Raw genomic sequence first — 21,870 nt, forward strand, 5'->3', positions numbered from 1 at the left:
GACGGCAAATCGAAAGCCGTCATGGCCACCATCACCCAAGCTCAGGTCGCGCTCAGCCTCGCGACGCCGGCCGTGTCCGTGAACTGCGTGACGCTGGCGATCTTGCCGTCGGCAATCGTGAAGATGTCGACGATCTCGAACGGGGCGCTGCGGCCGCTCGGCTTGCAGGCGACATCGGCCCGCCAATGCAGGATGGCCCGGTCGCCATCGACGGTGAGGCCGAGTTCCTCGACATTGCTGAAGACATAAGCCGCGATCAGCCCGGCCATCTGCTCGCGCACGGCCTCGAGGCCCTCGGGCTGCCGGAAGGCCTCGGCGGCGGCGGGTCCGCCGACGAGCCGATAGCAGCATTGCGGATGGAAGAAAGCCATCAGCGCGTCGAGATCGCCGCGGTGGCGCGCGGCATAGGCATTCCGGATGAGGGCTTCGCTCGCGACGGTGTCCGCCATCTCGCCTCTCCCTGCGTCAGCCACGATACTGTCGCGCCGATGCGGCGGAGTGTCCACCCTGCGACCGCACATCCCGGTTGCCGCGGACCTGCGCGGGAGACCCGGCCCGGTCAGTGCCGATCCGCCTCGCGCGGCACCATCTTGTCCATCGTCGTGACGAGACTGTAGCGGAAGCCATCCGGCGCGTAATCCAGCCGGGCCTCACCGCCGAAGGTCTGCGCCACGATCCGCTCGATCAGGCGCGAGCCGAAACCCATCCGCCCCGGCGGATTCACGGGCGGACCGCCGCTCTCCACCCAGTCGAGCCTGAAAGGCTGTGCGTTGTCGGCAAGACCGGCTTCCCAGCCGAGATCGACACGCCCTCCCTCCGTCGAAAGCGCGCCATACTTCACGGCATTGGTGATCAGTTCGTTGATCGCCAAGGCCAGCGTCAGCGCCTGGTCGGCGCCGAGTTCGAGGGCCGGGCCGGACACCGACAGCCGCGCCGGCTCGATGCCATGCGGCGCCAGCGCGCTGCGGATCACATGGCCGATCGGCGCGCCGCTCCAGCTCGACTGGGTGAGAATGTCGTGCGCCTGTCCCAGCGTGGCGATGCGCTCGCCGAACGTCGCCTGCGCCTGCTGGAGCGAGGTGGAGGCGCGGAAGGTCTGGCTGGCGACGGCGGACACCATGGCCATCACATTCTTCATCCGGTGCGCCAGCTCGGTGTTGAGCAGGCGCGCATCGCGCTCCGCCTTCATCTTTCCGGTCGTCTCGATGACCGTATCGAGAATGCCGACCACGGCGCCGGTCTCGTCACGCACCGGGCTGTAGCAGAAGGTGAACCAGGTCTGCTCCGGCCGGCCGAACCGTTCCACAACCAGCGGCATGTCCTCGAAGAAGCTGGCCTCGCCCGCCAGGGCCTTTTCGGCGACCGGGGCCAGATCGTCCCAGACCTCCGGCCAGACCTTGGCGAAGGGGCGCCCGAGCGCCTCGGGCTTGGCGCCGAGCATCGGCCGATAGGCGTCGTTGTAGATGCTGATCAGCTCCGCCCCCCAGAACAGACATTTGGGGAAGCGCGAATTGACCATCGTGCCGACGCTGACCTTCAGCGCGGTCGGCCAAGCCGCGAGCGGTCCTAGCGGCGTCGCCGCCCAGTCATGTCTGCGAATGGCGTCACCCATGACGCCACCGCCCGTTAGGAAATCGTCAATCACGCGGACCTGTCGAGTGAACCCGGGAAGTCCCGAAACCCATGACGCAATTCAGTCGGCTGTATATGCAGGAACGATCCGCCCTGACGAAATGGCCGGCCCCAGCACCCTTTTTTGGGCTGGAGCCGGCAAAAATGCCACAAAAACGACGATGCCGGACTAGCTGCCGGCAGCAGCCTTCTTCGCGAAGGTATCGATGAAGGTCGTCTTGAGATCGACATTCGACGAGGCCAGCTCGGGGTCGAGCAGCTTGAGCGCGTCATACATGCTCTTCATCGCCTCGGGCGTGGAGACGCCGGTGCGCGAATAGCTTTCGAGCGAGTTCTTCACCGCCCGCAGATAGAGCGGCTTGTCGCCGAGATGGTATTCGGCCGGCACCAGATCGGCGACGTCCTCGGGCTTGGCGGTTTCCAGCCATTTCAGCGCCTTGACGAAGGCGTTGGCGAGCTTCTGCGTCGTCACCGGGTTCTTCGTGGCGAAGTCGCCCTTGAGATAGAGCACCGCCGCCGGGTTGGAGCCGCCGAAGAGCGCCTTGGTGCCGGCCTCCGTGCGGGTGTCGATCAGCGCCACGACATCGCCGTCGGCCTCGAGCTTCGAGGTCACGGGGTCGAGATGCGAGATGATGTCGACCTGCTTCTGCTTCATCGCCGCCACCGCGCTCGCGCCCGCGCCGACACCGATGATCGCGGCGTCGCTGGCCTTCAGCCCGGCCTTGACCATGGCGTATTGCGCCGTCAGCGCCGTCGAGGAGCCCGGCGCGGTGACGCCGATCTTGAGGCCCTTGAAATCGGCGGCCGACTTGACCTTGTCGGCGAGGTCCTTGCGCACCGCGATGGTGATGCCGGGAAAGCGGCCGAGCTCGACCACGGCGCGGATGTCCTGGCCCTTGGCCTGCATCCGGATGGTGTGCTCATAGGCGCCCGTGACGACGTCGACCGAGCCGCCGACCAGCGCCTGCAGCGACTTCGCGCCGCCGCCGAAATCGTTGATCTCGACGTCGAGCCCCTGCTCCTTGAAGAAGCCCTTCTTCTCCGCGACCGTCAGCGGGAGATAATACAGCAGCTGCTTGCCGCCGACGCCGAGCGTCAGCTTGGGCTTCTCGGCATTCTGCGCGAGCGCGGCATAAGGGGCGAAGCCCAGCGCGGTGGAGAGCGCTAGCGCAGCCAGCGCCGCGCGGCGTGAAATCGTCATGGGTGTTCCTCCGGTTGAGTGAATTGCGCTTCTGGATGAGCGCATTGGGAAACAGGTTAGGCGAGATCGGAGCCGGCGGGCAAGAACTGCGTCATTCTCGGGCGAAGCGCAGCGCAGACCCGAGAATCTCCGGGCAGAGATGCTCGGGTCTGCGCCCGAGCATGACGCGGCTTCAGCCTCACACCGTCGTCGAACTCTGCCCCGGCCGCCAGACCAAAAGCCGCTTCTCGACCATGGTCACCACGGAATCGATCGCGATCACGAAGATCATCAGGATGACCATGCCGGAGAACACGCCGGTGACGTCGAAGACGCTCTCGGCCTCCTGGATCTTGTAGCCGAGCCCCGCAGACGAGCCGAGATATTCGCCGACCACCGCACCGATCAGCGCAAAGCCGACCGAGGTGTGCAGGGACGAGAACATCCAGGTCAGCGCGGAAGGCCAGTAGACGTGCCGGAACAGCTGGCGCTCGTTCATGCCGAGCATGCGAGCGTTCGCCAGCACCGTCGGCGAGACCTCGCGCACGCCCTGGTAGACGTTGAAGAAGACGATGAAGAAGACGAGCGTGAAGCCGAGCGCCACCTTCGACCAGATGCCCAGGCCGAACCAGAGCGCGAAGATCGGCGCCAGCACCACGCGCGGCAGGGCGTTGGCCGCCTTAATATAGGGGTCGAACACCGCCGCCAGCAGTTGCTGGCGGGCGAAGGCGAAGCCGAAGAAGATGCCGGCCGCCGAGCCGATGACGAAGGCCAGCACAGTCTCCGTCAGCGTGATGCCGATATGCCAGTAGATCTCTGTCCCGGTCAGCTGGTTCCAGGTCCGACCGATCACGGCGGCCGGTGTCGAGAAGAAGAACTGGATCGTCTTGACCTCGCCCATGATCGGATAGGCGGTGACGACATGCCAGATCAGCAGGAAGACGACCATCACCATCGCCTGAAGAAACAGGAGTTTGGCGCGCTTCATGACGCGGCTCCCTCGACCAGTTCGCGCCCGTCGCCCATCGCATAGGCCTTCTGCACCTCGACGCGCAGCGAGGCCCAGATGTCGCGGTGGATTTCGTGGAAGGCCTTCTCCAGCCGGATCTCGGCGATGTCGCGCGGACGCGGCAGGCTGACCCGGTAGTCGGCGACGATGCCCGCCGCCGGCCCCGCCGACATCACCACCACCCGGTCCGACAGCGCGATCGCCTCTTCCAGATCATGCGTGACGAAGATCAGCGCCTTTTTGTCCCTCGACCAGAGATCGAGCAGGAGATTGCCCATGATCTGGCGGGTCTGCGCGTCGAGCGGCCCGAAGGGCTCGTCCATCAGCAGGATTTCAGGATCGCGGATCAGGACCTGCGCCAGCGCCACGCGCTTGCGCTGCCCGCCCGAGAGCATGTGCGGATACCGATCGACGAAGGCGCGCAAGCCCACCCGCGCCAGCCATTCCCGGGCGCGCCGGTCGGCCTCCGCGTCGGGCACGCCCATCGGCTCGAGCGCGACCTTGACGTTGTCGAGCGCCGTCTTCCACGGCATCAGCGCATCGGCCTGGAAGAGGTAGCCGGCCCGGCGGTTCAGCCCCGACAGCGGCTTGCCGAAGATCGTGACGGTGCCGGCCGACGGCGTCAGCAGCCCGGCAGCCGCGTTGAGCAGGGTCGATTTTCCGCAGCCGGTCGGTCCGACCACCGAGACGAATTCGCCCGGCGACACCGCGAGGTCGATCCCCGTCACCGCCTGGTAGCGGTTGCCGCCGTCGAGATGGAAGGTGATGTCGAGCCCACCGAGCGCGACCGCCGCTGCCGGCTCTGGCGAAGCGGCGCGCGGCGACAGACCGATTCCGCCCGCAGCACCCTGCGGGTTGTGTTGCAACGCCATGAATCCCGTTTCCTCGTCGGCATCCGGCGCTCTTGGCGGCGCTGGCCGAACCTTGATGGCAATCGTTGTCGGGAGATTAGGGCATCGCGGCGCGAAGGCAACGGCGTCGGGCGACGGCCCAGCACCTCCGCACACCCGAATGTCAGCGTGCGGTCGGTTGCATTGGTCTGGCGGGGCGGCGATAAGCCTCCACTTTCCGCAAGCGAGCGCCCCGAACGACCATGGCCCAACTCGAACTCTGGATGCAGGCGCTGGTGCAGTTCATGCAGGCGAATCAGAGCTGGGCCGTGCCCATCGTCTTCCTGATCGCCTTTGCCGAATGCGTCGCGATCCTGTCATGGCTGGTTCCGGCCACCGTGTTCTTCACCGCCTTCGGCGCGGTCGCGGGCGCATCCGGCCTCAACCTCGTGCCGATCGCGTTTGCGGCGGCAGCCGGTGCCGGCATCGGGTTCTGGATTTCGTACTGGGCCGGCCAGGTTCTGGGCCCCCGTGTCGACGACTACTGGCCCTTCAACAAGAACCCGCAGATGCTGGAGAAGGGCCATGTCTTCTTCGAGAAATGGGGCGTCGCCAGCATCCTGATCGGGCATTTCTTCGGGCCGCTGCGGGCGGTCGTCGCCATCGTCGCGGGCATCGTCAACATGCCGTTCTGGCCGTTCCAGATCGCCAACTGGCTGGCCTCGATGGCCTGGGGCTTCGGCTTGATCTATGGCGGCGGCACGCTGGCGGAGATGGCCAAGCAAAGCGGCATGCTGTCGCGCTAGCGGGGGCTCCCCGTCAGGCGAGCCCCAGGATCACGGCGGCCAGAAGCGCAAGCGAGAGGGCGAGCGCGACCCCGGCCATCGTCGTCGGATGCATCAGTCTCGATAGCGTCATCGCGATCTCCCTGGTGCAGCGCGACCTCTCGGACGAGGGCCTGCCGGCGACAACCGTGCCACCCCCCGCAACTCCGAAAAGCCGGCGTCAGGCAACGGCCTCGACCACGAACCAGGCGACGATCGCCAGCACGAGGCCGCCCACCAGAACCATCAGCACGGGCGCACCGAGAAAGCCCTGGCGACCCTCGACCGGCGTCTCCACTGCCGGGCTCGCATTGGTGTGATCGTCGGCCCGCATCGGGGGCACCTTCGTGCCGTGCTCGGGGCCTTCGGTTTGCGTCTTGGCCCGGTCCGTCGCTTCGTTGGTCATGGTCGCGTCCTTTGTGACGGTCAGCCCGGAATCAGGCCCAGAAAGGTGTTGAAGAGCAGCGCCACCGCCAGCCCGCCGAGGAGCGCGCTCAGCAGCGGCCAGTCCTCGTCACGATCGGGGCGGGCGACGTCGCTGCGATCCCGCGCAGCGTTGCTCGCCTCGTGGCGCCTGCGCTGTTCGAAGGCCTCGTCGTTCATTGGCATCAGCCCGCTCCCATCTGTCCTGTGAGCTGAAAACGCAGACGAGCGGCATCGGTTCCTCATTCGTTAACGGGCCGCAGCCGAGCCAACGAAAAGGGCGGGCGCATCGCTGCGCCCGCCCTTTCGGGATTTTCAAAAACGGTGCAGGAACCGAGGCTTACACGCTGACCCTGAATCGTTTTGTCAATGACCGGCTCGCCTGGTGCCGATGACCGCCTTGGGAGCGGCCACCGCACTCGGGCACCGTCGATCAGTTCTTGGTCTTATCAACCAATGCCTTGGCCTTGATCCAGGGCATCATGTCGCGAAGCTTGGCGCCGACTTCCTCGATCGGGTGGGCGGCGTAGCGGGCACGGGTCGCCTTGAACGAGGTCTGGTTGACCTTGTTCTCCAGCATCCAGTCGCGGGTGAACTTGCCCGACTGGATGTCGGTCAGCACGCGCTTCATCTCCGCCTTGGTCTCGGCCGTGATGATGCGCGGGCCGGTGACGTACTCGCCGTACTCGGCCGTGTTCGAGATCGAGTAGTTCATGTTCGCGATGCCGCCCTCATAGATCAGGTCGACGATCAGCTTCACCTCGTGGAGGCACTCGAAATAGGCCATTTCGGGGGCGTAGCCCGCTTCCGTCAGCGTCTCATAGCCGGCCTTGATCAGCTCGACGAGGCCGCCGCAGAGCACGACCTGCTCGCCGAAGAGATCGGTCTCGCACTCTTCCTTGAAGGTCGTCTCGATGATGCCGGCGCGACCGCCGCCATTGGCCGAGGCATAGGACAGGCCGAGGTCATGGGCGTTGCCGGTGGCGTCCTGGTGGATCGCGATCAGCGTCGGCACGCCGCCGCCGCGCTGATACTCGGAGCGCACGGTGTGCCCGGGGCCCTTGGGGGCGACCATCAGCACGTCAAGGTCCTTGCGCGGCTCGATCAGGTTGAAATGCACATTGAGGCCGTGGGCGAACAGCAGCGCGGCGCCCTGCTTCATGTTGCCATGCAGTTCGTCGCGATAGATGTCGCCCTGCAGTTCGTCGGGGGTCAGCATCATCATGATGTCGGAGACCTTGGCGGCCTCGGTCGGGGTCATCACGGCAAAGCCGGCCTCTTCGGCCTTCTTGCGGGTGGCGGAGCCCGCCTTCAGGGCGATGACGACGTCCTTGACGCCGGAATCGCGCAGGTTCAGCGCATGGGCATGGCCCTGCGAGCCGTAGCCGACGATGCAGACCTTCTTGCCCTTGATCAGGTTGATGTCGGCATCACGATCGTAATAGACGCGCATGGGAGTGGTCCTTCCTTGGGTTTGGCTTTGGGAACGGGTGGTTTCTTCAGGCTTCCGGTGCGGCTGTCATCCGTCCGTAAAGGGTGAGGAACTGATCTGTGGCGCGGGCGGCGTCGCGCGCCACCTCGTCGGGACCGAGCGTGAGGCCGTCGCCGAGCAGAAGGCGGATCTGCACGTCGCGCCCCACAAGGCCGAAGAAAGTGCGGAACGCCGTCTCGGAATCGTCAAAAGCCAAAAGCCCCGCCTCCCGACCGGCCTCGAGCACCGGCCGCAGCCGCTCGCCGATGGCAAAGCGCCCGTTCTCCAGCACGATGCCGCCGAGATTGCTCTTGCGCGACGCTGCATGGCCGATCGCCAGGCGGTTGAGCGCGATCGATGTCGGGCTCGAGATCACCGCGAGCCAGGTTTCGGCAAACCCTTTCAGGCTGTCGCGCAAGGTGGCGATGTCGAGCGTCGGGCGGTCATAGCGCCCGGCGCGCACCCGGGCCGCCTGCCAGCGCACGGTCGCAGTGAGCAGCCCGTCGCGGTCGCCGAACCATTTGTAGAGCGTCTCCTTGGAGCAACTCGCCCGGCGCGCCACGGCGGTCATGGTAAGCTGGTCGCCCTCCTCCACCATCAACGACAGGACAGCGTCCAGCACGGCCTGCTGCCGCGCCGTCGGCTCGTCGGTGTCCGCGATGATCTGTGTCGCCGCCATGAGGGCCCGGGCCAGGAGGAGTTGCCGTACCGTACGTTACGGTTCGGCTGGATAGCGTAGCCTGCTCACCTTCGCAAGGGATTTCGTCGTCGCGGGATCGTGCCTCTCGGCGGCCCGCCGGCTCAGACCGCCACGCTACAAACCCGCCGCCTGCTGGCTCGCCATCCGCTGCAGGAAGATCGCCGCAACCGTGAGGATGAAGCCGGCCCACCATAAAGGCGAGCGCAGGCTCGAGCTGCTGCCGGGGGGCGGCGCCGGGATCTGGCCCCTCACGCGCTGCAGGATCGGCCAGGCGAAACAGGCCAGCCCGGCGATGCCGAGCCCGAGGGCAATCTGTTCGAGATTCATCGTCATCGAGCACCAGCGAATGCGAGGAGAAGCTGTCGAGCGAGCTGGGTGACGTCATCAGGCAGGCGGCCGGCATAGCGAAACCGCCGGACCCGCCGATCGACCATCCGCGCCTGATCCACCAGAATGGTGCCTGATACGACGCAGCCTTCGGGGATCATCACCTTGGTCGGCCAGGGCACCGAATTCGAGGTGATGGGACAGATCAGGACTCTGCTCGACACGTTGTGCAGCATCGCGTCGGACAGGACCAGCGCCGGGCGCCGTCCCGACTGCTCGGACCCCAGCACGGGGTCGAGATCGACCCAAAACACGTCGCCCGGCTCAGGCTCCGGGCTTGCGTGGATTGTAGTCGTCATAGATCACTTCCGAACCCATATCCCGGCCCCAATCCCAATCGTCCTTGGGCTCGTTCTCAGGCCCGAGGCGCTTGATCTCGGACACGATCCACTCGAGCGTGATCGGGTCGGGCATGCCATTGAGTTCCCGCACCGACTGGGGACGATTGGGCGCCAGCATCACCGACTGCCCCTCCACGGACACATCGACCGTCATCCCCGGCTTGAGCCCGAGTTGCTCCACCACGGCCTTCGGCAACCGCACCGCGGTGCTGTTGCCCCATTTCGCGACCTGAACCTTCATGGCCTCGCTCCTTGCCGGATATCCATAGCATCCGGCCCGGATATCCGCCAATCACATCGCCTCGGGGCCGCGGCTCATGGCGGCGATGCCGGTGCGCGAGACCTCGGTGAGCCCCACCGCCGTCATCAGCTTGATGAAGCGCTCGATCTCCTCGGTGGAGCCGGTCAGCTCGAAGACGAAGGAGGTCAGCGAGGCGTCGAGCGTGCGCGCGCCAAAGGCGGCAGCCAGCCGCATCGCCTCGACGCGGTGCTCGCCCTTGCCGACGACCTTGACCAGCGCGAGTTCGCGCTCCAGCGCCTCGCCCTGCAGGGTCAGATCGACGACGCGATGGACCGGCACCAGCCGGTCGAGATGCGCCTTGATCTGGTCGATGACATTGGCGGTGCCCGAGGTCACGACCGTGATGCGCGAGATATGCGCGTCATGCTCGGTCTCGGACACGGTCAGGCTCTCGATGTTGTAGCCCCGGCCCGAGAACAGCCCGGCGATGCGCGCCAGCACGCCCGGCTCGTTGTCGACGATGACCGCCAGCGTGTGGCGGGCGACGGGCTGCGCAACGGGCGCGTTGGGATAATGCGACGACGTGTTCATGAGGACGCTCGGCTGCGACTGAGGGAGGGACGAAAATCGGTCAGGACGGGCTCGTTTGCCTCGTCCTCGGCCACGATCCAGGGCTCGGCAAACGCGCCGAGCCGCCAGGACTGGAAGCCTTGCGTCGCCTGCACGGCGTCGCAATAGGCGGCACTGACGGGGTCGAGCGCGATGGAATAGCCCGAGAACCGCGCCGTGACCGGCGCAAACATCGCATCCGCTGCCGTGAAGGCCCCGAAGAGAAATGGCCCCTCCCCGCCGAAGCGCTCGCGCGCCTCGCGCCAGATTGCGCTGATCCGCGCGACATCGAAGGCGACCTTCGGGCCGCGATCGCGCGCGGCATGCACCCAGGCGAGGTTCATCGGGCAGGCGCCGCGCAAAGCCTGGAAGCCCGCATGCATCTCGGCCGCAACCGAGCGGGCCATGGCCCGGGCTGCCGGGTCGCGCGGCCAGATCGCCAGATCGGGCCGCATATCGGCGACATGGTCCATGATCGCCAGCGACTCCCAGACCTGGATCTCGCCATCGATCAGCGCAGGCACCTTGCCGGCCGGCGTGAAGGCGGACACCGCGCGCTTCCAGTCCGGGTCGTCGAAGGTGCGCCCGAACGGGATCAGAACCTCCTCGAAGGGGATGCCGAACGCGGTGAGCAGCAGCCAGGGCCGCAGCGACCAGGACGAGTAGTTCTTGTTGGCGATGACCAGCTTCATGCCGCGCGGCTCTCCGCCGCGAGCGCGAAATCGAGCGCGGCCGCGACATGCAGCGCCGTCGTGTCGAACACCGGGACAGCGACATCGCGCTGCGAGATCAGCAGGCCGATCTCGGTGCAGCCGAGGATGACGCCGTCGGCCCCCTGCCCGGCCACGGCAGCGGCGATGATCTCGCAATAGCGCGCTTTCGAGGCAGGCTCGATCCGGCCGCGGCAGAGCTCCTCATAGATGATGCGGTGGATCTCGGCGCGCTCGGCCTCGCCGGGCACGACCGCGTCGACGCCATGGGCGAGCAGCCGGTCGCGGTAGAAGCGCTGCTCCATCGTGAAGCGCGTCGCCAGCAGCAGGGGCCGGCGCGAAGGCGTGCGCATCACCGCCTGGGCGGTGACGTCGCCGAGATGCAGGAAGGGGATGCGCGTCGCCGCGGTGATCTGGTCGGCGAGCTTGTGCATGGTGTTGGTGCACAGCAGGAGGCAGCCCGCACCGGCCCGCTGCAGGCGCCGCGCGCTCTCGGCCAGCAGCCGACCAGCCGCGTCCCAGTCACCCACCGCCTGCATTTCCGCGACCGGCGAAAAATCAAGCGAATGCAGCAGGATGTCGGCCGAGTGCAGCCCACCCCGCCGCCCCCGGACGCCCTCGTTGAGCTGCCGGTAATAGACCGCCGTCGATTCCCAGCTCATCCCGCCGATCAGGCCGATGGTCGTCATGGTATCCCTCCCCCGCCACGCCAGCCTCGTCATTCTCGGGCCTGACCCGAGAATCCCGCGCAGGATGAAACAACCCATCCGGCCTGAGATGCTCGGGTCAGGCCCGAGCATGACGGTGAGGCGTCACACCAGCTGCTTGCCCTTGGCGTCGATGATCTCGCCGGTGTCGCCCTCGAAATCGGGCAGGATCATCTCGTTATGAGCCTTGCCCGACGGGATCATCGGGAAGCAGTTCTCCTGCTTGGCGACGAGGCAGTCGAAGATGACGGGCTTGGGCGTCTCGATCATCTCCATGATCGCGTCGTCGAGCGAGGCCGGATCCGAGCAGCGGATGCCGTGCCCGCCAAAGGCCTCGGCCAGCTTCACGAAATCGGGCAGGGATTCCGAATAGCTCTCGGAATAGCGGCCACCATGCAGGAGTTCCTGCCACTGCCGCACCATGCCCATATACTCGTTGTTGAGGATGAAGATCTTGACCGGCAGCCGGTACTGCACCGCCGTCGACATCTCCTGCATGTTCATCAGGATCGAGGCTTCGCCGGCGATGTCGATGACGAGCGCCTTGGGATGCTTCATCTGGACGCCGATGGCGGCCGGCAGGCCGTAGCCCATCGTCCCCAGGCCGCCCGACGTCATCCAGCGGTTGGGCTCCTCGAAGCGGTAGTACTGCGCAGCCCACATCTGGTGCTGGCCGACCTCGGTGGTGATGTAGGTGTCGCGGTTCTTGGTCAGCTCATAGAGCCGCTCGATCGCATATTGCGGCTTGATGACCGATCCGGACTGCTTGTAGGCGAGGCTCTGGCGCGCGCGCCAGCCATCGATCTGCGTCCACCAAGCGGTCAGCGCGGTCTTGTCGATCTGGGGCGAAGTCTCGCGCCAGACGCGGACCATGTCCTCGAGCACATGGGCGCAGTCGCCGACGATGCCGATGTCGACCTTGACCGTCTTGTTGATCGAGGATGGATCGATGTCGACATGGATCTTCCGCGAGCGCGGCGAGAATCCGTCCAGGCGGCCGGTGATGCGGTCGTCGAAGCGCGCACCGATATTGATCATGACGTCGCAGTCATGCATCGCGAGATTGGCCTCGTAGGTGCCGTGCATGCCGAGCATGCCGAGCCACTGCTTGTCGGCGGCGGGATAAGCGCCGAGCCCCATCAGCGTCGAGGTCACCGGGAAACCGGTCAGCCGCACGAGTTCGCGCAGCAGCGCCGAGGCGTGCGGGCCGGCATTGATGACGCCGCCACCGGTGTAGAACACCGGCTTCTTCGCCTTCGCCATCAGTTCGACCGCCGCCCTGATCTTGTTCAGGTCACCCTTGACGGTCGGGCGATAGGTCTTGTGCTGGTTGTCGCGCGGCCGGCTGTAGAGCCCGGTGGCGAACTGGATGTCCTTGGGGATGTCGATGACGACCGGCCCCGGTCGGCCATTGGCGGCGACGAAGAAGGCCTCGTGCAGGATGCGCGGCAGGTCCGCGATGCTCTTCACCAGGTAGTTGTGCTTGGTGCAGGAGCGCGTGATGCCGACCGTGTCGCATTCCTGGAAGGCGTCCGAGCCGATCAGATGCGTCGGCACCTGGCCAGTGATGACGACGAGCGGGATCGAATCCAGCAGCGCGTCGGTCAGGCCGGTGACCGCATTGGTCGCACCGGGGCCCGAGGTGACGAGAACGCAGCCGACCTTGCCGGCCGTCGAACGGGCATAGCCCTCGGCGGCATGGACCGCACCCTGCTCGTGGCGGACGAGAATGTGCTTGACCTTCTCCTGCTGGAACAGCGCGTCGTAGATCGGCAGCACGGCGCCTCCGGGGTAGCCGAACAGATGTTCGACGCCCTGATCCTGAAGCGCGCGGACGACCATTTCGGCACCGGTCATCATCTCGCTCATAACGCTCTCCTGCGGCAGTTTGGTGGGATAGGGGGTCGAAAACGGGCAATAAAAAAGGCCCTCGAAGGGCCTGGACATGCGCTGGCGTCGGGAAGACGCGGTTCCATCAAGAACCGGCCCCTACCAGCGCACCCCTACGATAATAAGCTTGCGCATCGCGCTTCGACCCTTTGCGAATGTTGCGTCACGCTAGTCGACGGCTGCCCGGCGGTCAAGGGTTAAGGCCCGCCCGCGCGCGACGCCCCCAGCGGATCGGGTAAAAGCCGTTCCGCAACGGAACACTTTATCAACGACGTGTTGCTAGCGTTCATCGCCAGAGCCTCGAGACGAGAATGTATCAGGAAGTTCACACGGAGAACATCGAGGCCCGTGCCCATGCGGCAGAGGTGGCCGAGTTGTTGGAGCGCTTCAGACGAAGCGCGCAGGGCCCGGCTGGCGTGCCCTATGAGGACTTTTGCAACGAGGTGATGGCGGATTTCGGCGCGGATCTCATGATCCTGGCGCCGACCGGCGATGGCGACTATCTGCACGTCCATTACGGGCGCGAGATCGTGCGCTACGCCGGTGGCAGCCGCATGGGCGAGCGCGTCTCGACGATGACGCCCCAGGTGGCACGCTTTACCATCGCCTGTTGCGACCGGGCTCTCGCCGACGGGAAGCCCAGCTACACCATCCATCGGTCGCTCAAGACGGTGCGGGTCTGCCTTTGGGAAAGGCTGGTCATGCCGGCGACCTCCCGCGACGGCGGCCGCTTCCTGCTTGTCTTCAGCCGGCCGCTCCAGTTTCGCGAGGAGCTGCTGACCACCGTGCTCGACACCTCGCCCTCCGGCATCGTGGCGCTGCGTGCGATCCGTGACCATGAGGGGCATATCGAACGCACGGTGATCATCACCGCCAACCGCCGCGCCGCGGCCCTGGCCGGTTGCGAGGGTGAGGGCCTGCTCGACAGCGACGCCCAGGTCAGCCTGCCCTTTCTGGCCGAGGCCACCGTCTGGCGGCGCTGCCTCTATGCGATCGAGCTGCGCCGCACCGACATGATCGAGGCCAGCTTCACCTCGGACGGGCGGACGATATGGCTGCAGATCGCGGTCGCACCGCTGGGTGACGGGCTGGTCCTGACCATCACCGACATCTCCGATCTGATCGTCGCCAACCAGACCCTGCAGAGCCGCGCCGCGACGCTGGCGCTGGAGATCGGCCGCGAGCGCGCCACCCGTCGCGCGCTTTCCCAGGAGATCGGCCAGCGCGAGGAGCGTGAACAGGAGCTGCGCCGCCTCGCCGAGACCGATCCCCTGACGGCGTTGCTGAACCGCCGGTCCTTCACCGAAAAGGCTCATGCCGCCATCCATGCCTGCGAGGCGGCCGGCACCGACATCTCGCTCATCGTCGTCGACCTCGATCATTTCAAGGCGGTCAACGACAGTTTCGGCCATCCGGCGGGCGATGCCGTGATCCGCGCCTTCGCCGATCTCCTGCTGGGCCAGGTCCGCAACGAGCGCGACCTGGTGGGCCGCTTCGGCGGCGAGGAATTCGCCATCCTGCTGCCGGGCGCCGATCTCGAAGCCGCGCTGCGCATCGCCCTGCGCATCCAGGACATTCTGGCCTCCCGCCGCTTGCCGGTGTCAGAGACCCTCGCGCTGCAGGTCTCGGCCAGCCTCGGCATCGCCACCCACCAGAAGCGGGAAACCCTGTCGGCTTTGATCGAACGCGCCGACAAGGCGCTTTACCGCGCCAAGCACGATGGCCGTCGCTGCATCCGCATCGCCGACCCCGACCTGTCGGTCGCCGCCTGAGGCCTCAGACGCCGGCGTCGAGCGCGCGCAGCGCGACATCGCGCGCCTCTTCGGGGGCGACCGCGAGCCAACCCGGCATCTGGTGGCGAAACCAGGTGACCTGGCGCTTGGCATAGGCCCGCGTATCGGCCTGGCCGCGGGCGATCGCCTCATCCAGCCTGAGCCGGCCGTCGAGATGGGCGATCAGCCCCGGCACGCCATGGGCCCGCATCACCGGCAGCAGCGGGTCGAGCCGGCGTTCGCGCAGGGCCGCGACCTCGTCCAGCGCGCCCTGCGCCATCATCGCCTCAAAGCGCCTGTCGATGCGCTGGCGGACCTCGTCCCGCTCGGGCGCGACGAACAGCTTGAGCATCGGGGCGCCATCGAGCGGCCCGGGATGGCGTTCCCCCTGGAAGCTCGCGATCGAACGGCCGGTCGCGATGAACACCTCGAGCGCCCGCATGATCCGCATCCTGTCGGCCGGCTTCAGCCGCTCGGCCATCTCCGGGTCGCACCGGCCGAGTTCGGCATGCAGGACGAGCGTGTCCTGGTCGGCGACGCGCTCGCGGAAGGCCGTCCGAACGTCCTCCGGCACAGGCGGGATCGCCGAAAAACCGTCGGTCAGCGCCTTGAAATACAGCCCCGTGCCGCCAACCAGCACCGGCACGCCGCCGGTCCCCGCGATCTCCGCCAGCACGGCCTCGACATCGGCGACATAGCGCATGGCCGAGTAGTTCACCGCCCCGTCGACATGGCCGTAGAGCCGATGCGGCACCGTCGCCTCCTCGGCCATCGTCGGACGGGCCGTGAGCACCCGCAGATCGCCATAGACCTGCATCGAATCGGCGTTGACGACCGTGCCGCCCAGCGCCCGCGCGATCGCGATGGCCAGCGCCGACTTGCCGCTGGCGGTCGGACCTGCGATGAGCACCGCCCTGATCCCCTGCGTTGCTCCCGTCACCTGACCAGGCCCTTCCCATGCTCGTCGCGACACTGGTTTCCGCCCATGGACAGGCCCTGCTCGACGACTCCCTGCTGAAGCGCCTCGAAACGGTCCCCGGAGCGCTGCGCAGCCAGCGCCTCGACGGCGCCATCGCCGCCGACCTCTTCGCGGAAGCGCGCGATGCGCGCAAGCTCGAAGCCGATCTGCGGGGGCTGCTCGGCGAAGCCGCAATCGACATCGTCGTGCAGCCCGCCGCGACGCGCCGCAAGGCGCTGTTCCTCGCCGACATGGATTCGACCATGATCGGCCAGGAATGCATCGACGAACTCGCCGCCTATGTGGGCTTGAAGGAGAAGGTCTCCGGCATCACAGACCGTGCCATGCGCGGCGAGATCGCCTTCGAGCCGGCGCTGCGCGAGCGCGTCGCGCTGCTGAAGGGCGTGCCGCTCTCGGTCGTCGCGGAGATCATCGCGCAGCGCATCACCCTGACGCCGGGCGGGCGTGAACTGGTCATGACGATGGCCCGCCACGGCGCTTACACCGCTTTGGTCTCGGGCGGCTTCACCGTCTTCACCGGCCCGATCAGCGCGACGATCGGCTTCGACGAGCATCGTTCCAACACCTTGCTCGCGGAAGACGGCGTGCTGACCGGCGCCGTCGCCGAGCCGATCCTCGGCAAGCAGGCCAAGCTCGATGCGCTCGTTGAACTGCGCAGCAGCCGCGGGCTGACGCCGGCTCAGACTCTGGCGGTCGGCGATGGCGCCAACGACCTCGCCATGCTCGGCGAGGCCGGCCTCGGCGTCGCCTTCCGCGCCAAGCCGGCGGTCGCCGCGGCCGCTCATGCGCGGCTCGACCATGCCGATCTCACCGCGCTGCTCTATGCGCAGGGCTATACGGGTGCGGAGATCGTCCGGGGGTAAACCGTCAGCGTCCCTGTGCTGCCGTCATCCTGGACCAGCCGCGAAGCGGCGCAGCCGGGATCCATCGTAGGGCCCGGTCGCGATCTATGATGGATCCCGGCCGGCCTTCGTCCGTCCAGGATGACGCCGGTGAGGACCGACCACTTTCAGTCCACGATGAACAGCTTCGCGCCGGTCGCCGTGCTGGAGCGATGCGCCTCGGCGCCGTCGGCGACCTGGTAGCTCATGCCCGCGGTGAGCGGCATCACTCGCCCGTCCTCCAGCGTCGTCTCCATCGAGCCCTCGAGGCACAGGATGATGTGGCCCTTGGAGCACCAATGGTCGGCGACATAGCCGGGCGAGTACTCGACCATGCGGACGCGGACCCGGTTGTCCGCCGGGCCGAAATACTGCGTGCGCCAGAACGCTTCGCCGACATCGCCGGCATGCCGCTCGGCGGGCACGGTGGACCAGTCGGTGGTCACGAAGGGGATGTCGCTCAGTTTCATGGGGCTTCTCCGGTCGCAGCGGCTCGACTCTGCCACTGCGATGCACAGGCGACCAATGCATATCAGCGATGGGCGCGATCACCCGAACGCAAAAGGGCGGCCACAGGGGCCGCCCTCGAACAGGCACGGTGGAGCCGAAGATCAGTTCATCGACACGGCGACGAAGCGGACCTCGCCCTGGGCGTTGGAGACCAGAAGCAGGGCCGACTTCTTGCCCTCCTTCTTCAGCGCATCGATGCGCTTGGTCACGTCCTCCGGCGAGTTGACCGCCTCCTGGCCGATCTCGACGATCAGTTCGCCGACCTGAACACGCTTGTCGGCGGCGTTCGAGTTCGGATCGACCTTGGTGACGACCACACCCTTGACGCCCTCCTTGATCGAGTAGCGCTTGCGCAGCTCCTCGGTCTGCGGCGAGAATTCGAGACCGAGCGCCGCGGTGACTGCAGGCTTGGCCGGTTCGGCCGGAGTGCGCGCCGAGGCCGGCTGGACCTTCTCGCCATCCTCGAGACGGCCGAGCTTGACCGTCTTCACCTCTTCCTTGCCCTTGCGCATGATCGTGACCGGCACGTCCTTACCGACCGGTGTCGCGGCGACGATGCGCGGCAGGTCGCGGGAATCCTTGACCTCCTTGCCGTCGAACTTGGTGATCACATCGCCGACGTCGAGACCGGCCGGCTTGCCCGGGCCCTTCTCGTCGACACCGGCGACGAGCGCGCCGCGCGCCGTGCCCAGGCCGAGTGCCTCGGCCGTGGCGTCATCGACGCTCTGGATGCGCACGCCGAGCCAGCCGCGGCGGGTCTCGCCGAAATCGCGCAGCTGGTCGACGATCGTGGTCGCCAGCGAGGACGGCACGGCAAAGCCGATGCCGACCGAACCGCCCGTGGGCGACAGGATCGCCGTGTTGATGCCGATGACTTCGCCGGCCATGTTGAACAGCGGCCCACCCGAATTGCCCTTGTTGATGGCCGCGTCGGTCTGGATGTAGGTGTCGTAGGGGCCCTGCTGGATATCGCGGTTGCGCGCCGAGACGATGCCCGACGAGACCGAACCGCCGAGCCCGAACGGATTGCCGATCGCCATCACGGGATCGCCGATGCGCATCTTGTCGGAATCGCCGAACTTCACCGCCGGCAGCGGCTTGTCGTGCTTCACGCGCAGGACCGCGAGGTCGACCTTGGCGTCCTTGCCGACGACCTCGGCCTTCAGCCGCAGGCCGCTGTTGAAGATCACCGTGATCTCGTTGGCGTCGCCGATGACGTGGTTGTTGGTGACGACGAGGCCCGAGCCGTCGATCACGAAGCCCGAACCGGCCGATTGCGAACGCCGCTGCTGCGGGGCCTGCCCCTGGCCCTGGCCCTGCTGGCCCTGGCCGCGGCGGTTGAAAAATTCCTCGAACAGATCGCCGAAGGGGGTGTCGGGGCCCAGCTGCGGAATCTGCGGCAGCGTGCGACCGCGCGTATCGCTCGTCGTCACGGCTGCGATGTTGACCACGGCCGGCATCACGCGCTCGGCGAGATCGGCCAGAGAGACCTGGCCCTGAAGGATCGGCGCCGACGCCGTCTGGGCCGAGGCGACGATCGGGGATGCCAGCAGCGCCAATCCGGCGACGCCCGCCGCCAGCATGCCGCGGCGCGCGCGACGCAGCACCGCATGGGGGAACCGGGAGGGAGCCGAGGCGGAAGCGGGGGCGAGAGAGGTGAGCGTTGCCATCAGTGTCCTCGTGAATTCAGATTCGGGCGTGCCGCGCGATGCAAAAACTAACCCAGAGTGAACCTCGAATTGCGGCGGAAGGTCGACACATGATCATGTCCATCGAACACGATCATGTGCGCCCGGCTGCCCTCAACCCCGGGCGAGCCAGACCAGAACCACGCCGACCACCGCAGAGGCGAGGCCGATCAGCCTCATCCTCTCCGGCGGCGTCTCGGCGGCGCTGCGCAGCGCATCTTTCGCGAGATTGGGCACCGCTGCAAACAGCAGGCCCTCGATCGCGAAAACAAGGCCAAGCGCCGCGATGAAATCAAACATGCGCGACGCCTATGGTGGAAATCAGGGCTGCGCCGGCGCCGGCACGGCCGGCGCTGCGGGAGCCTGATCGCGACGCGGCGCGTTGGGACCGTTGAAGAACCGGAAGAACGGCGAATCCGGCGATAGGACCATGCGCGTATCGCCCGCCTTGATGCTCGCCTCATAGGCCTGCATCGAGCGGTAGAAGGCGAAGAACTCCTCGTCCTGGCCGAAGGCCTTGGCGAAGACACGGTTACGCTCGCCTTCGCCCTGACCACGCACCTCGTCGGACTGACGCTGCGCCTCGGCCACGATCACGGTCGAATCCCTGTCCGCGCGAGCCCGGATCTCCTGGGCCTGCTGGGCACCGAGCGCGCGCGCTTCGGCCGCCTCGCGCTGACGTTCCGTCTGCATCCGCTGGAACACGGCGGCCGAGTTGGCGGCCGGCAGATCGACGCGCCGAAGCCGGACGTCCACGACCGTCATGCCGAAACGGGCAGCCTCGCGGTTCACCTCGTCACGGATGCGGTTCATCAGCCGCGCCCGGTCGTTGCGGACCATGGAGGTGAAGCTCGCCTCGGCCAGCACCGAGCGCACGTTACCATTGACGATCGACGCGAGCTGGGAGTTGGCCCGCGGGATGTTGTTGACCGCCTGGTAGAAGCGCAGCGGATCGGAGATGCGGTAGCGCGTGAAGGCATCGACCACGAGACGCTTCTGGTCCGAGGCGATGATTTCCTGCGCCGGCAGGTCGAGATCGAGGATGCGGTTGTCGAGCAGGGTGACCTGCTCGAACGGAGCCGGCAGCTTGAAGTAGAGGCCGGGCGCGGTGACGACGCTGCGGACCGCGCCGAAGCGCAGCACAAGAGCCGATTGCGTCTGCTGGACCACGAAGGTCATCGCATAGAAGACGATCGCGGCCAGTCCGAGGACGACGAGCAGGCCGATGCGGATGATGCCACTGTTCATCGGACAGCTCCCGTCTGCGGGGCGCCCGGAACGGGGCGCCTCTGCTGCAACTGGTCGAGCGGCAGATAGGGCACGACGCCCTGCCCGCCGGCCGTGCCGTCGAGGATGATCTTGTCGGTGCCGCCCAGCACGCGTTCCATCGTCTCGAGGAAGAGACGTTCGCGCGTCACAGCCGGCGCCAGCTTGTACTGCTCGTAGACCGCGTTGAAGCGGCTCGCCTGACCGAGCGCCTCGGCGACGGTCTGCTCCTTGAAGGCTTCCGCCGACTGGATCAGCTGGGCCGCGCGACCGCGCGATTCCGGCACGACGCGGTTGGCATAGGTCTCGGCCTCGTTGCGCAGGCGCTCCTGGTCGGCTCGCGCCGCCTGGACGTCACGGAACGCATCGATGACCTGCTGCGGCGGATCGACCTTCTGCAGCTGCACGAGGCGGATCTGCACGCCGGCATTGTAGCCGTTCAGCGTCTCCTGCATCAGCTGGCGCACTTCGGTTTCGATCGCGGCGCGGTCCGTGGTCAGCACGGGCTGGATGTTGCGCCGGCCGATGATCTCGCGCATCGCGCTCTCGGCGACGGCCTTCACCGTGCCCGGCGGGTCCTGGATGTTGAAGACGTAGTTCTCAGGCGCGGCCGGATCGATCTGCCACTGCACGATCACGTCGATGTCGACGATGTTCTCGTCGCCCGTGAGCATCAGGCTTTCTTCGATCACGTCGGACTGGCGCGAGGCGCGCACGGATTCGACGGTCCGGAAACCGACCTCGGTGGTGATGACGTTGGTGACCTGGGGCTTGATCACGGTCCCGATCGGATAGGGCCAGTTGTAGTTCAGGCCTTCGCCGGTCTTGCCGATGAACTGGCCGAAGCGCAGGTTCAGGCCGACCTCGTTCGGGCGAACGATGTACCAGCCCGTGAGCAGCCAGACCACGATCAGGGCGAGCAGGCCGAAGATCAGCCCCCTCCCGCCGAGATTGCCGCCGGGCAGCAGGTTTTTCAGCCTGTCCTGGCCACGACGAAGAATGTCTTCGAGATCGGGCGGGCCGCTGTTGCCGCCGCCGGAGCCGCTGCCCCAGGGGCCGCCGCCACCACCGCCGCCGCCGCTTCCCCCGCGCTGGCCCCAGGGTCCGCCCCCGTTATTGCCACCGCCGCTCTGGTTGCTCCAAGGCATACTTGCGCCGTTCCCTTTCTCTGCGACCAGCCGTGCCTCGCGGCGCCTGACGGTCGCGTGTCCGCGCTCCCTGGCGGAGCGTTCTGGGCTGAATTGGGCATGGGCCATGGATTCGTCAACGACGCAAGCCATTCATCGTCAACGGAAAGACGGTCAGACCCGGCGGCGAAACGTCGCGAAGGTAAACGGGTGCTCGTCGTCGGGGCTGCGCGGATGGCTTTCGCGCGCGCCAGCGTCGAAGGCGTTCCGGTCCCAATCGGGGAAGACGGCATCCCCCTCGGGCGCCGCGTGGACCAGCGTGAGCTCCAGCCGGTCCGCCAGCGGCAAGGCCTGCCGGTAGATCTCCGCACCGCCCGCGACCGCCACGGAATCGGCGCCCATATCCGCGCCGAGGCGCTGCGCGCGCAAAAGCGCCTCGTCCAGCGCATGGGCGACATGGACGCCCTCGGGACGGTAGGCGAGGTCGCGCGTCAGGACGATGGTTTCCCGCCCCGGCAGAGGCTTGCCGATCGACAGGAAGGTCTTGCGCCCCATCAGCACCGGCCGCCCCAGCGTCAGGCTCCGGAAATGGCGCAGATCGGTCTTCAGCCTCCAGATCAGCCGGTTGTCGTCGCCGATGACGCCGTTATCGGCGATGGCCGCCACGATGACGATGGGAAGCGCGGTCATCGC

Annotated in this window: 26 protein-coding genes; 3 read left to right on the forward strand and 23 right to left on the reverse strand. The window is 66.9% G+C overall.

Annotation, left to right across the window (positions count from 1 at the left end; genetic code table 11):
- Nucleotides 1-41 precede the first annotated feature (41 nt).
- From Q8S38_RS20200 to Q8S38_RS20220, 5 genes are all read right to left on the reverse strand, one after another.
- The gene (locus Q8S38_RS20200) at nt 42-449 is read right to left on the reverse strand and encodes a nuclear transport factor 2 family protein (RefSeq protein ID WP_305682137.1); all 408 of its coding nucleotides are present in this window, start codon (nt 447-449) and stop codon (nt 42-44) included.
- Nucleotides 450-559: 110 nt separating this feature from the next.
- On the reverse strand, nt 560-1,612 hold the full coding sequence (locus tag Q8S38_RS20205) for a sensor histidine kinase (RefSeq protein ID WP_305682138.1): 1,053 nt from the start codon (nt 1,610-1,612) through the stop codon (nt 560-562).
- Nucleotides 1,613-1,801: 189 nt separating this feature from the next.
- A complete protein-coding gene (locus tag Q8S38_RS20210) occupies nt 1,802-2,827 on the reverse strand; it encodes an ABC transporter substrate-binding protein (RefSeq protein WP_371125934.1) in 1,026 nt (341 codons plus the stop codon).
- Between the two features lie 184 nt (nt 2,828-3,011).
- The gene (locus Q8S38_RS20215) at nt 3,012-3,800 is read right to left on the reverse strand and encodes an ABC transporter permease (RefSeq protein WP_305682140.1); all 789 of its coding nucleotides are present in this window, start codon (nt 3,798-3,800) and stop codon (nt 3,012-3,014) included.
- On the reverse strand, nt 3,797-4,693 hold the full coding sequence (locus Q8S38_RS20220; protein ID WP_305682141.1) for an ABC transporter ATP-binding protein: 897 nt from the start codon (nt 4,691-4,693) through the stop codon (nt 3,797-3,799). The genes Q8S38_RS20215 and Q8S38_RS20220 overlap by 4 nt, the downstream gene beginning before the upstream one ends.
- Nucleotides 4,694-4,914: 221 nt before the next feature.
- Here Q8S38_RS20220 and Q8S38_RS20225 point away from each other — a divergent pair, with 221 nt between their 5' ends.
- Nucleotides 4,915-5,457, forward strand: a complete 543-nt coding sequence (locus tag Q8S38_RS20225; protein WP_305682142.1) for a DedA family protein — start codon at nt 4,915-4,917, stop codon at nt 5,455-5,457.
- Between the two features lie 199 nt (nt 5,458-5,656).
- Here the strand turns inward: Q8S38_RS20225 and Q8S38_RS20230 are convergent, their stop codons facing one another.
- The 11 genes from Q8S38_RS20230 to Q8S38_RS20280 form a co-directional block, all read right to left on the reverse strand.
- Nucleotides 5,657-5,881, reverse strand: a complete 225-nt coding sequence (locus Q8S38_RS20230) for a hypothetical protein (RefSeq protein WP_305682143.1) — start codon at nt 5,879-5,881, stop codon at nt 5,657-5,659.
- 20 nt (nt 5,882-5,901) lie between these two features.
- Nucleotides 5,902-6,078 (reverse strand): hypothetical protein, encoded by a 177-nt coding sequence (locus tag Q8S38_RS20235; protein WP_305682144.1) that lies wholly within the window; start codon nt 6,076-6,078, stop codon nt 5,902-5,904.
- Nucleotides 6,079-6,331: 253 nt separating this feature from the next.
- Nucleotides 6,332-7,351 (reverse strand): ketol-acid reductoisomerase, encoded by a 1,020-nt coding sequence (gene ilvC / locus Q8S38_RS20240; RefSeq protein ID WP_305682145.1) that lies wholly within the window; start codon nt 7,349-7,351, stop codon nt 6,332-6,334.
- A 46-nt stretch (nt 7,352-7,397) separates the two neighbouring features.
- Nucleotides 7,398-8,048, reverse strand: a complete 651-nt coding sequence (locus Q8S38_RS20245; protein ID WP_305682146.1) for a TetR/AcrR family transcriptional regulator C-terminal domain-containing protein — start codon at nt 8,046-8,048, stop codon at nt 7,398-7,400.
- Nucleotides 8,049-8,183: 135 nt separating this feature from the next.
- On the reverse strand, nt 8,184-8,396 hold the full coding sequence (locus Q8S38_RS20250; protein ID WP_305682147.1) for a hypothetical protein: 213 nt from the start codon (nt 8,394-8,396) through the stop codon (nt 8,184-8,186).
- A 2-nt stretch (nt 8,397-8,398) separates the two neighbouring features.
- Nucleotides 8,399-8,710 (reverse strand): type II toxin-antitoxin system PemK/MazF family toxin, encoded by a 312-nt coding sequence (locus tag Q8S38_RS20255; RefSeq protein ID WP_305682148.1) that lies wholly within the window; start codon nt 8,708-8,710, stop codon nt 8,399-8,401.
- Nucleotides 8,711-8,720: 10 nt separating this feature from the next.
- Nucleotides 8,721-9,038 carry an AbrB/MazE/SpoVT family DNA-binding domain-containing protein gene (locus tag Q8S38_RS20260; protein ID WP_305682149.1) on the reverse strand — a complete coding sequence of 106 codons (318 nt, stop codon included), beginning with the start codon at nt 9,036-9,038 and terminating at the stop codon, nt 8,721-8,723.
- Between the two features lie 51 nt (nt 9,039-9,089).
- The gene (gene ilvN, locus Q8S38_RS20265) at nt 9,090-9,629 is read right to left on the reverse strand and encodes an acetolactate synthase small subunit (RefSeq protein ID WP_305682150.1); all 540 of its coding nucleotides are present in this window, start codon (nt 9,627-9,629) and stop codon (nt 9,090-9,092) included.
- Nucleotides 9,626-10,339 (reverse strand): glutathione S-transferase family protein, encoded by a 714-nt coding sequence (locus Q8S38_RS20270; RefSeq protein ID WP_305682151.1) that lies wholly within the window; start codon nt 10,337-10,339, stop codon nt 9,626-9,628. The genes ilvN and Q8S38_RS20270 overlap by 4 nt, the downstream gene beginning before the upstream one ends.
- Nucleotides 10,336-11,046, reverse strand: a complete 711-nt coding sequence (locus Q8S38_RS20275) for an aspartate/glutamate racemase family protein (RefSeq protein WP_305682152.1) — start codon at nt 11,044-11,046, stop codon at nt 10,336-10,338. Before Q8S38_RS20275 ends, Q8S38_RS20270 begins: the two co-directional genes overlap by 4 nt.
- A gap of 123 nt (nt 11,047-11,169) precedes the next feature.
- Nucleotides 11,170-12,933, reverse strand: a complete 1,764-nt coding sequence (locus Q8S38_RS20280) for an acetolactate synthase 3 large subunit (protein WP_305682153.1) — start codon at nt 12,931-12,933, stop codon at nt 11,170-11,172.
- Between the two features lie 332 nt (nt 12,934-13,265).
- Between Q8S38_RS20280 and Q8S38_RS20285 the strand changes: the two genes are divergently transcribed.
- The gene (locus Q8S38_RS20285; protein WP_305682154.1) at nt 13,266-14,726 is read left to right on the forward strand and encodes a GGDEF domain-containing protein; all 1,461 of its coding nucleotides are present in this window, start codon (nt 13,266-13,268) and stop codon (nt 14,724-14,726) included.
- A gap of 4 nt (nt 14,727-14,730) precedes the next feature.
- Here the strand turns inward: Q8S38_RS20285 and miaA are convergent, their stop codons facing one another.
- Nucleotides 14,731-15,666: a tRNA (adenosine(37)-N6)-dimethylallyltransferase MiaA gene (gene miaA, locus Q8S38_RS20290; RefSeq protein WP_305682155.1), complete on the reverse strand. Its 936-nt coding sequence runs from the start codon at nt 15,664-15,666 to the stop codon at nt 14,731-14,733.
- Between the two features lie 17 nt (nt 15,667-15,683).
- On the opposite strand from miaA, the gene serB reads away from it, so the two are divergent.
- Nucleotides 15,684-16,568: a phosphoserine phosphatase SerB gene (gene serB / locus Q8S38_RS20295; RefSeq protein ID WP_305682156.1), complete on the forward strand. Its 885-nt coding sequence runs from the start codon at nt 15,684-15,686 to the stop codon at nt 16,566-16,568.
- 146 nt (nt 16,569-16,714) lie between these two features.
- Here serB and Q8S38_RS20300 read toward each other — a convergent pair whose 3' ends face one another.
- The 6 genes from Q8S38_RS20300 to Q8S38_RS20325 form a co-directional block, all read right to left on the reverse strand.
- Nucleotides 16,715-17,056: a DHCW motif cupin fold protein gene (locus Q8S38_RS20300; protein ID WP_305682157.1), complete on the reverse strand. Its 342-nt coding sequence runs from the start codon at nt 17,054-17,056 to the stop codon at nt 16,715-16,717.
- A 141-nt stretch (nt 17,057-17,197) separates the two neighbouring features.
- Nucleotides 17,198-18,679 carry a Do family serine endopeptidase gene (locus Q8S38_RS20305; protein ID WP_371125935.1) on the reverse strand — a complete coding sequence of 494 codons (1,482 nt, stop codon included), beginning with the start codon at nt 18,677-18,679 and terminating at the stop codon, nt 17,198-17,200.
- Between the two features lie 219 nt (nt 18,680-18,898).
- Complete coding sequence (locus Q8S38_RS20310; RefSeq protein WP_305682159.1) at nt 18,899-19,084, reverse strand: DUF2065 domain-containing protein; 186 nt, start codon at nt 19,082-19,084, stop codon at nt 18,899-18,901.
- Between the two features lie 21 nt (nt 19,085-19,105).
- Entirely contained in the window at nt 19,106-20,032 is a 927-nt protein-coding gene (gene hflC / locus Q8S38_RS20315; protein WP_305682160.1) for a protease modulator HflC, read from the reverse strand.
- A complete protein-coding gene (hflK, locus tag Q8S38_RS20320) occupies nt 20,029-21,198 on the reverse strand; it encodes an FtsH protease activity modulator HflK (RefSeq protein ID WP_305682161.1) in 1,170 nt (389 codons plus the stop codon). The genes hflC and hflK overlap by 4 nt, the downstream gene beginning before the upstream one ends.
- A gap of 153 nt (nt 21,199-21,351) precedes the next feature.
- Nucleotides 21,352-21,867 carry a dihydrofolate reductase gene (locus tag Q8S38_RS20325; RefSeq protein WP_305682162.1) on the reverse strand — a complete coding sequence of 172 codons (516 nt, stop codon included), beginning with the start codon at nt 21,865-21,867 and terminating at the stop codon, nt 21,352-21,354.
- Nucleotides 21,868-21,870: the final 3 nt, after the last annotated feature.

The sequence above is a fragment of the Allobosea sp. genome, from assembly GCF_030695125.1.
Taxonomy (GTDB): Bacteria; Pseudomonadota; Alphaproteobacteria; order Rhizobiales; family Beijerinckiaceae; genus Allobosea.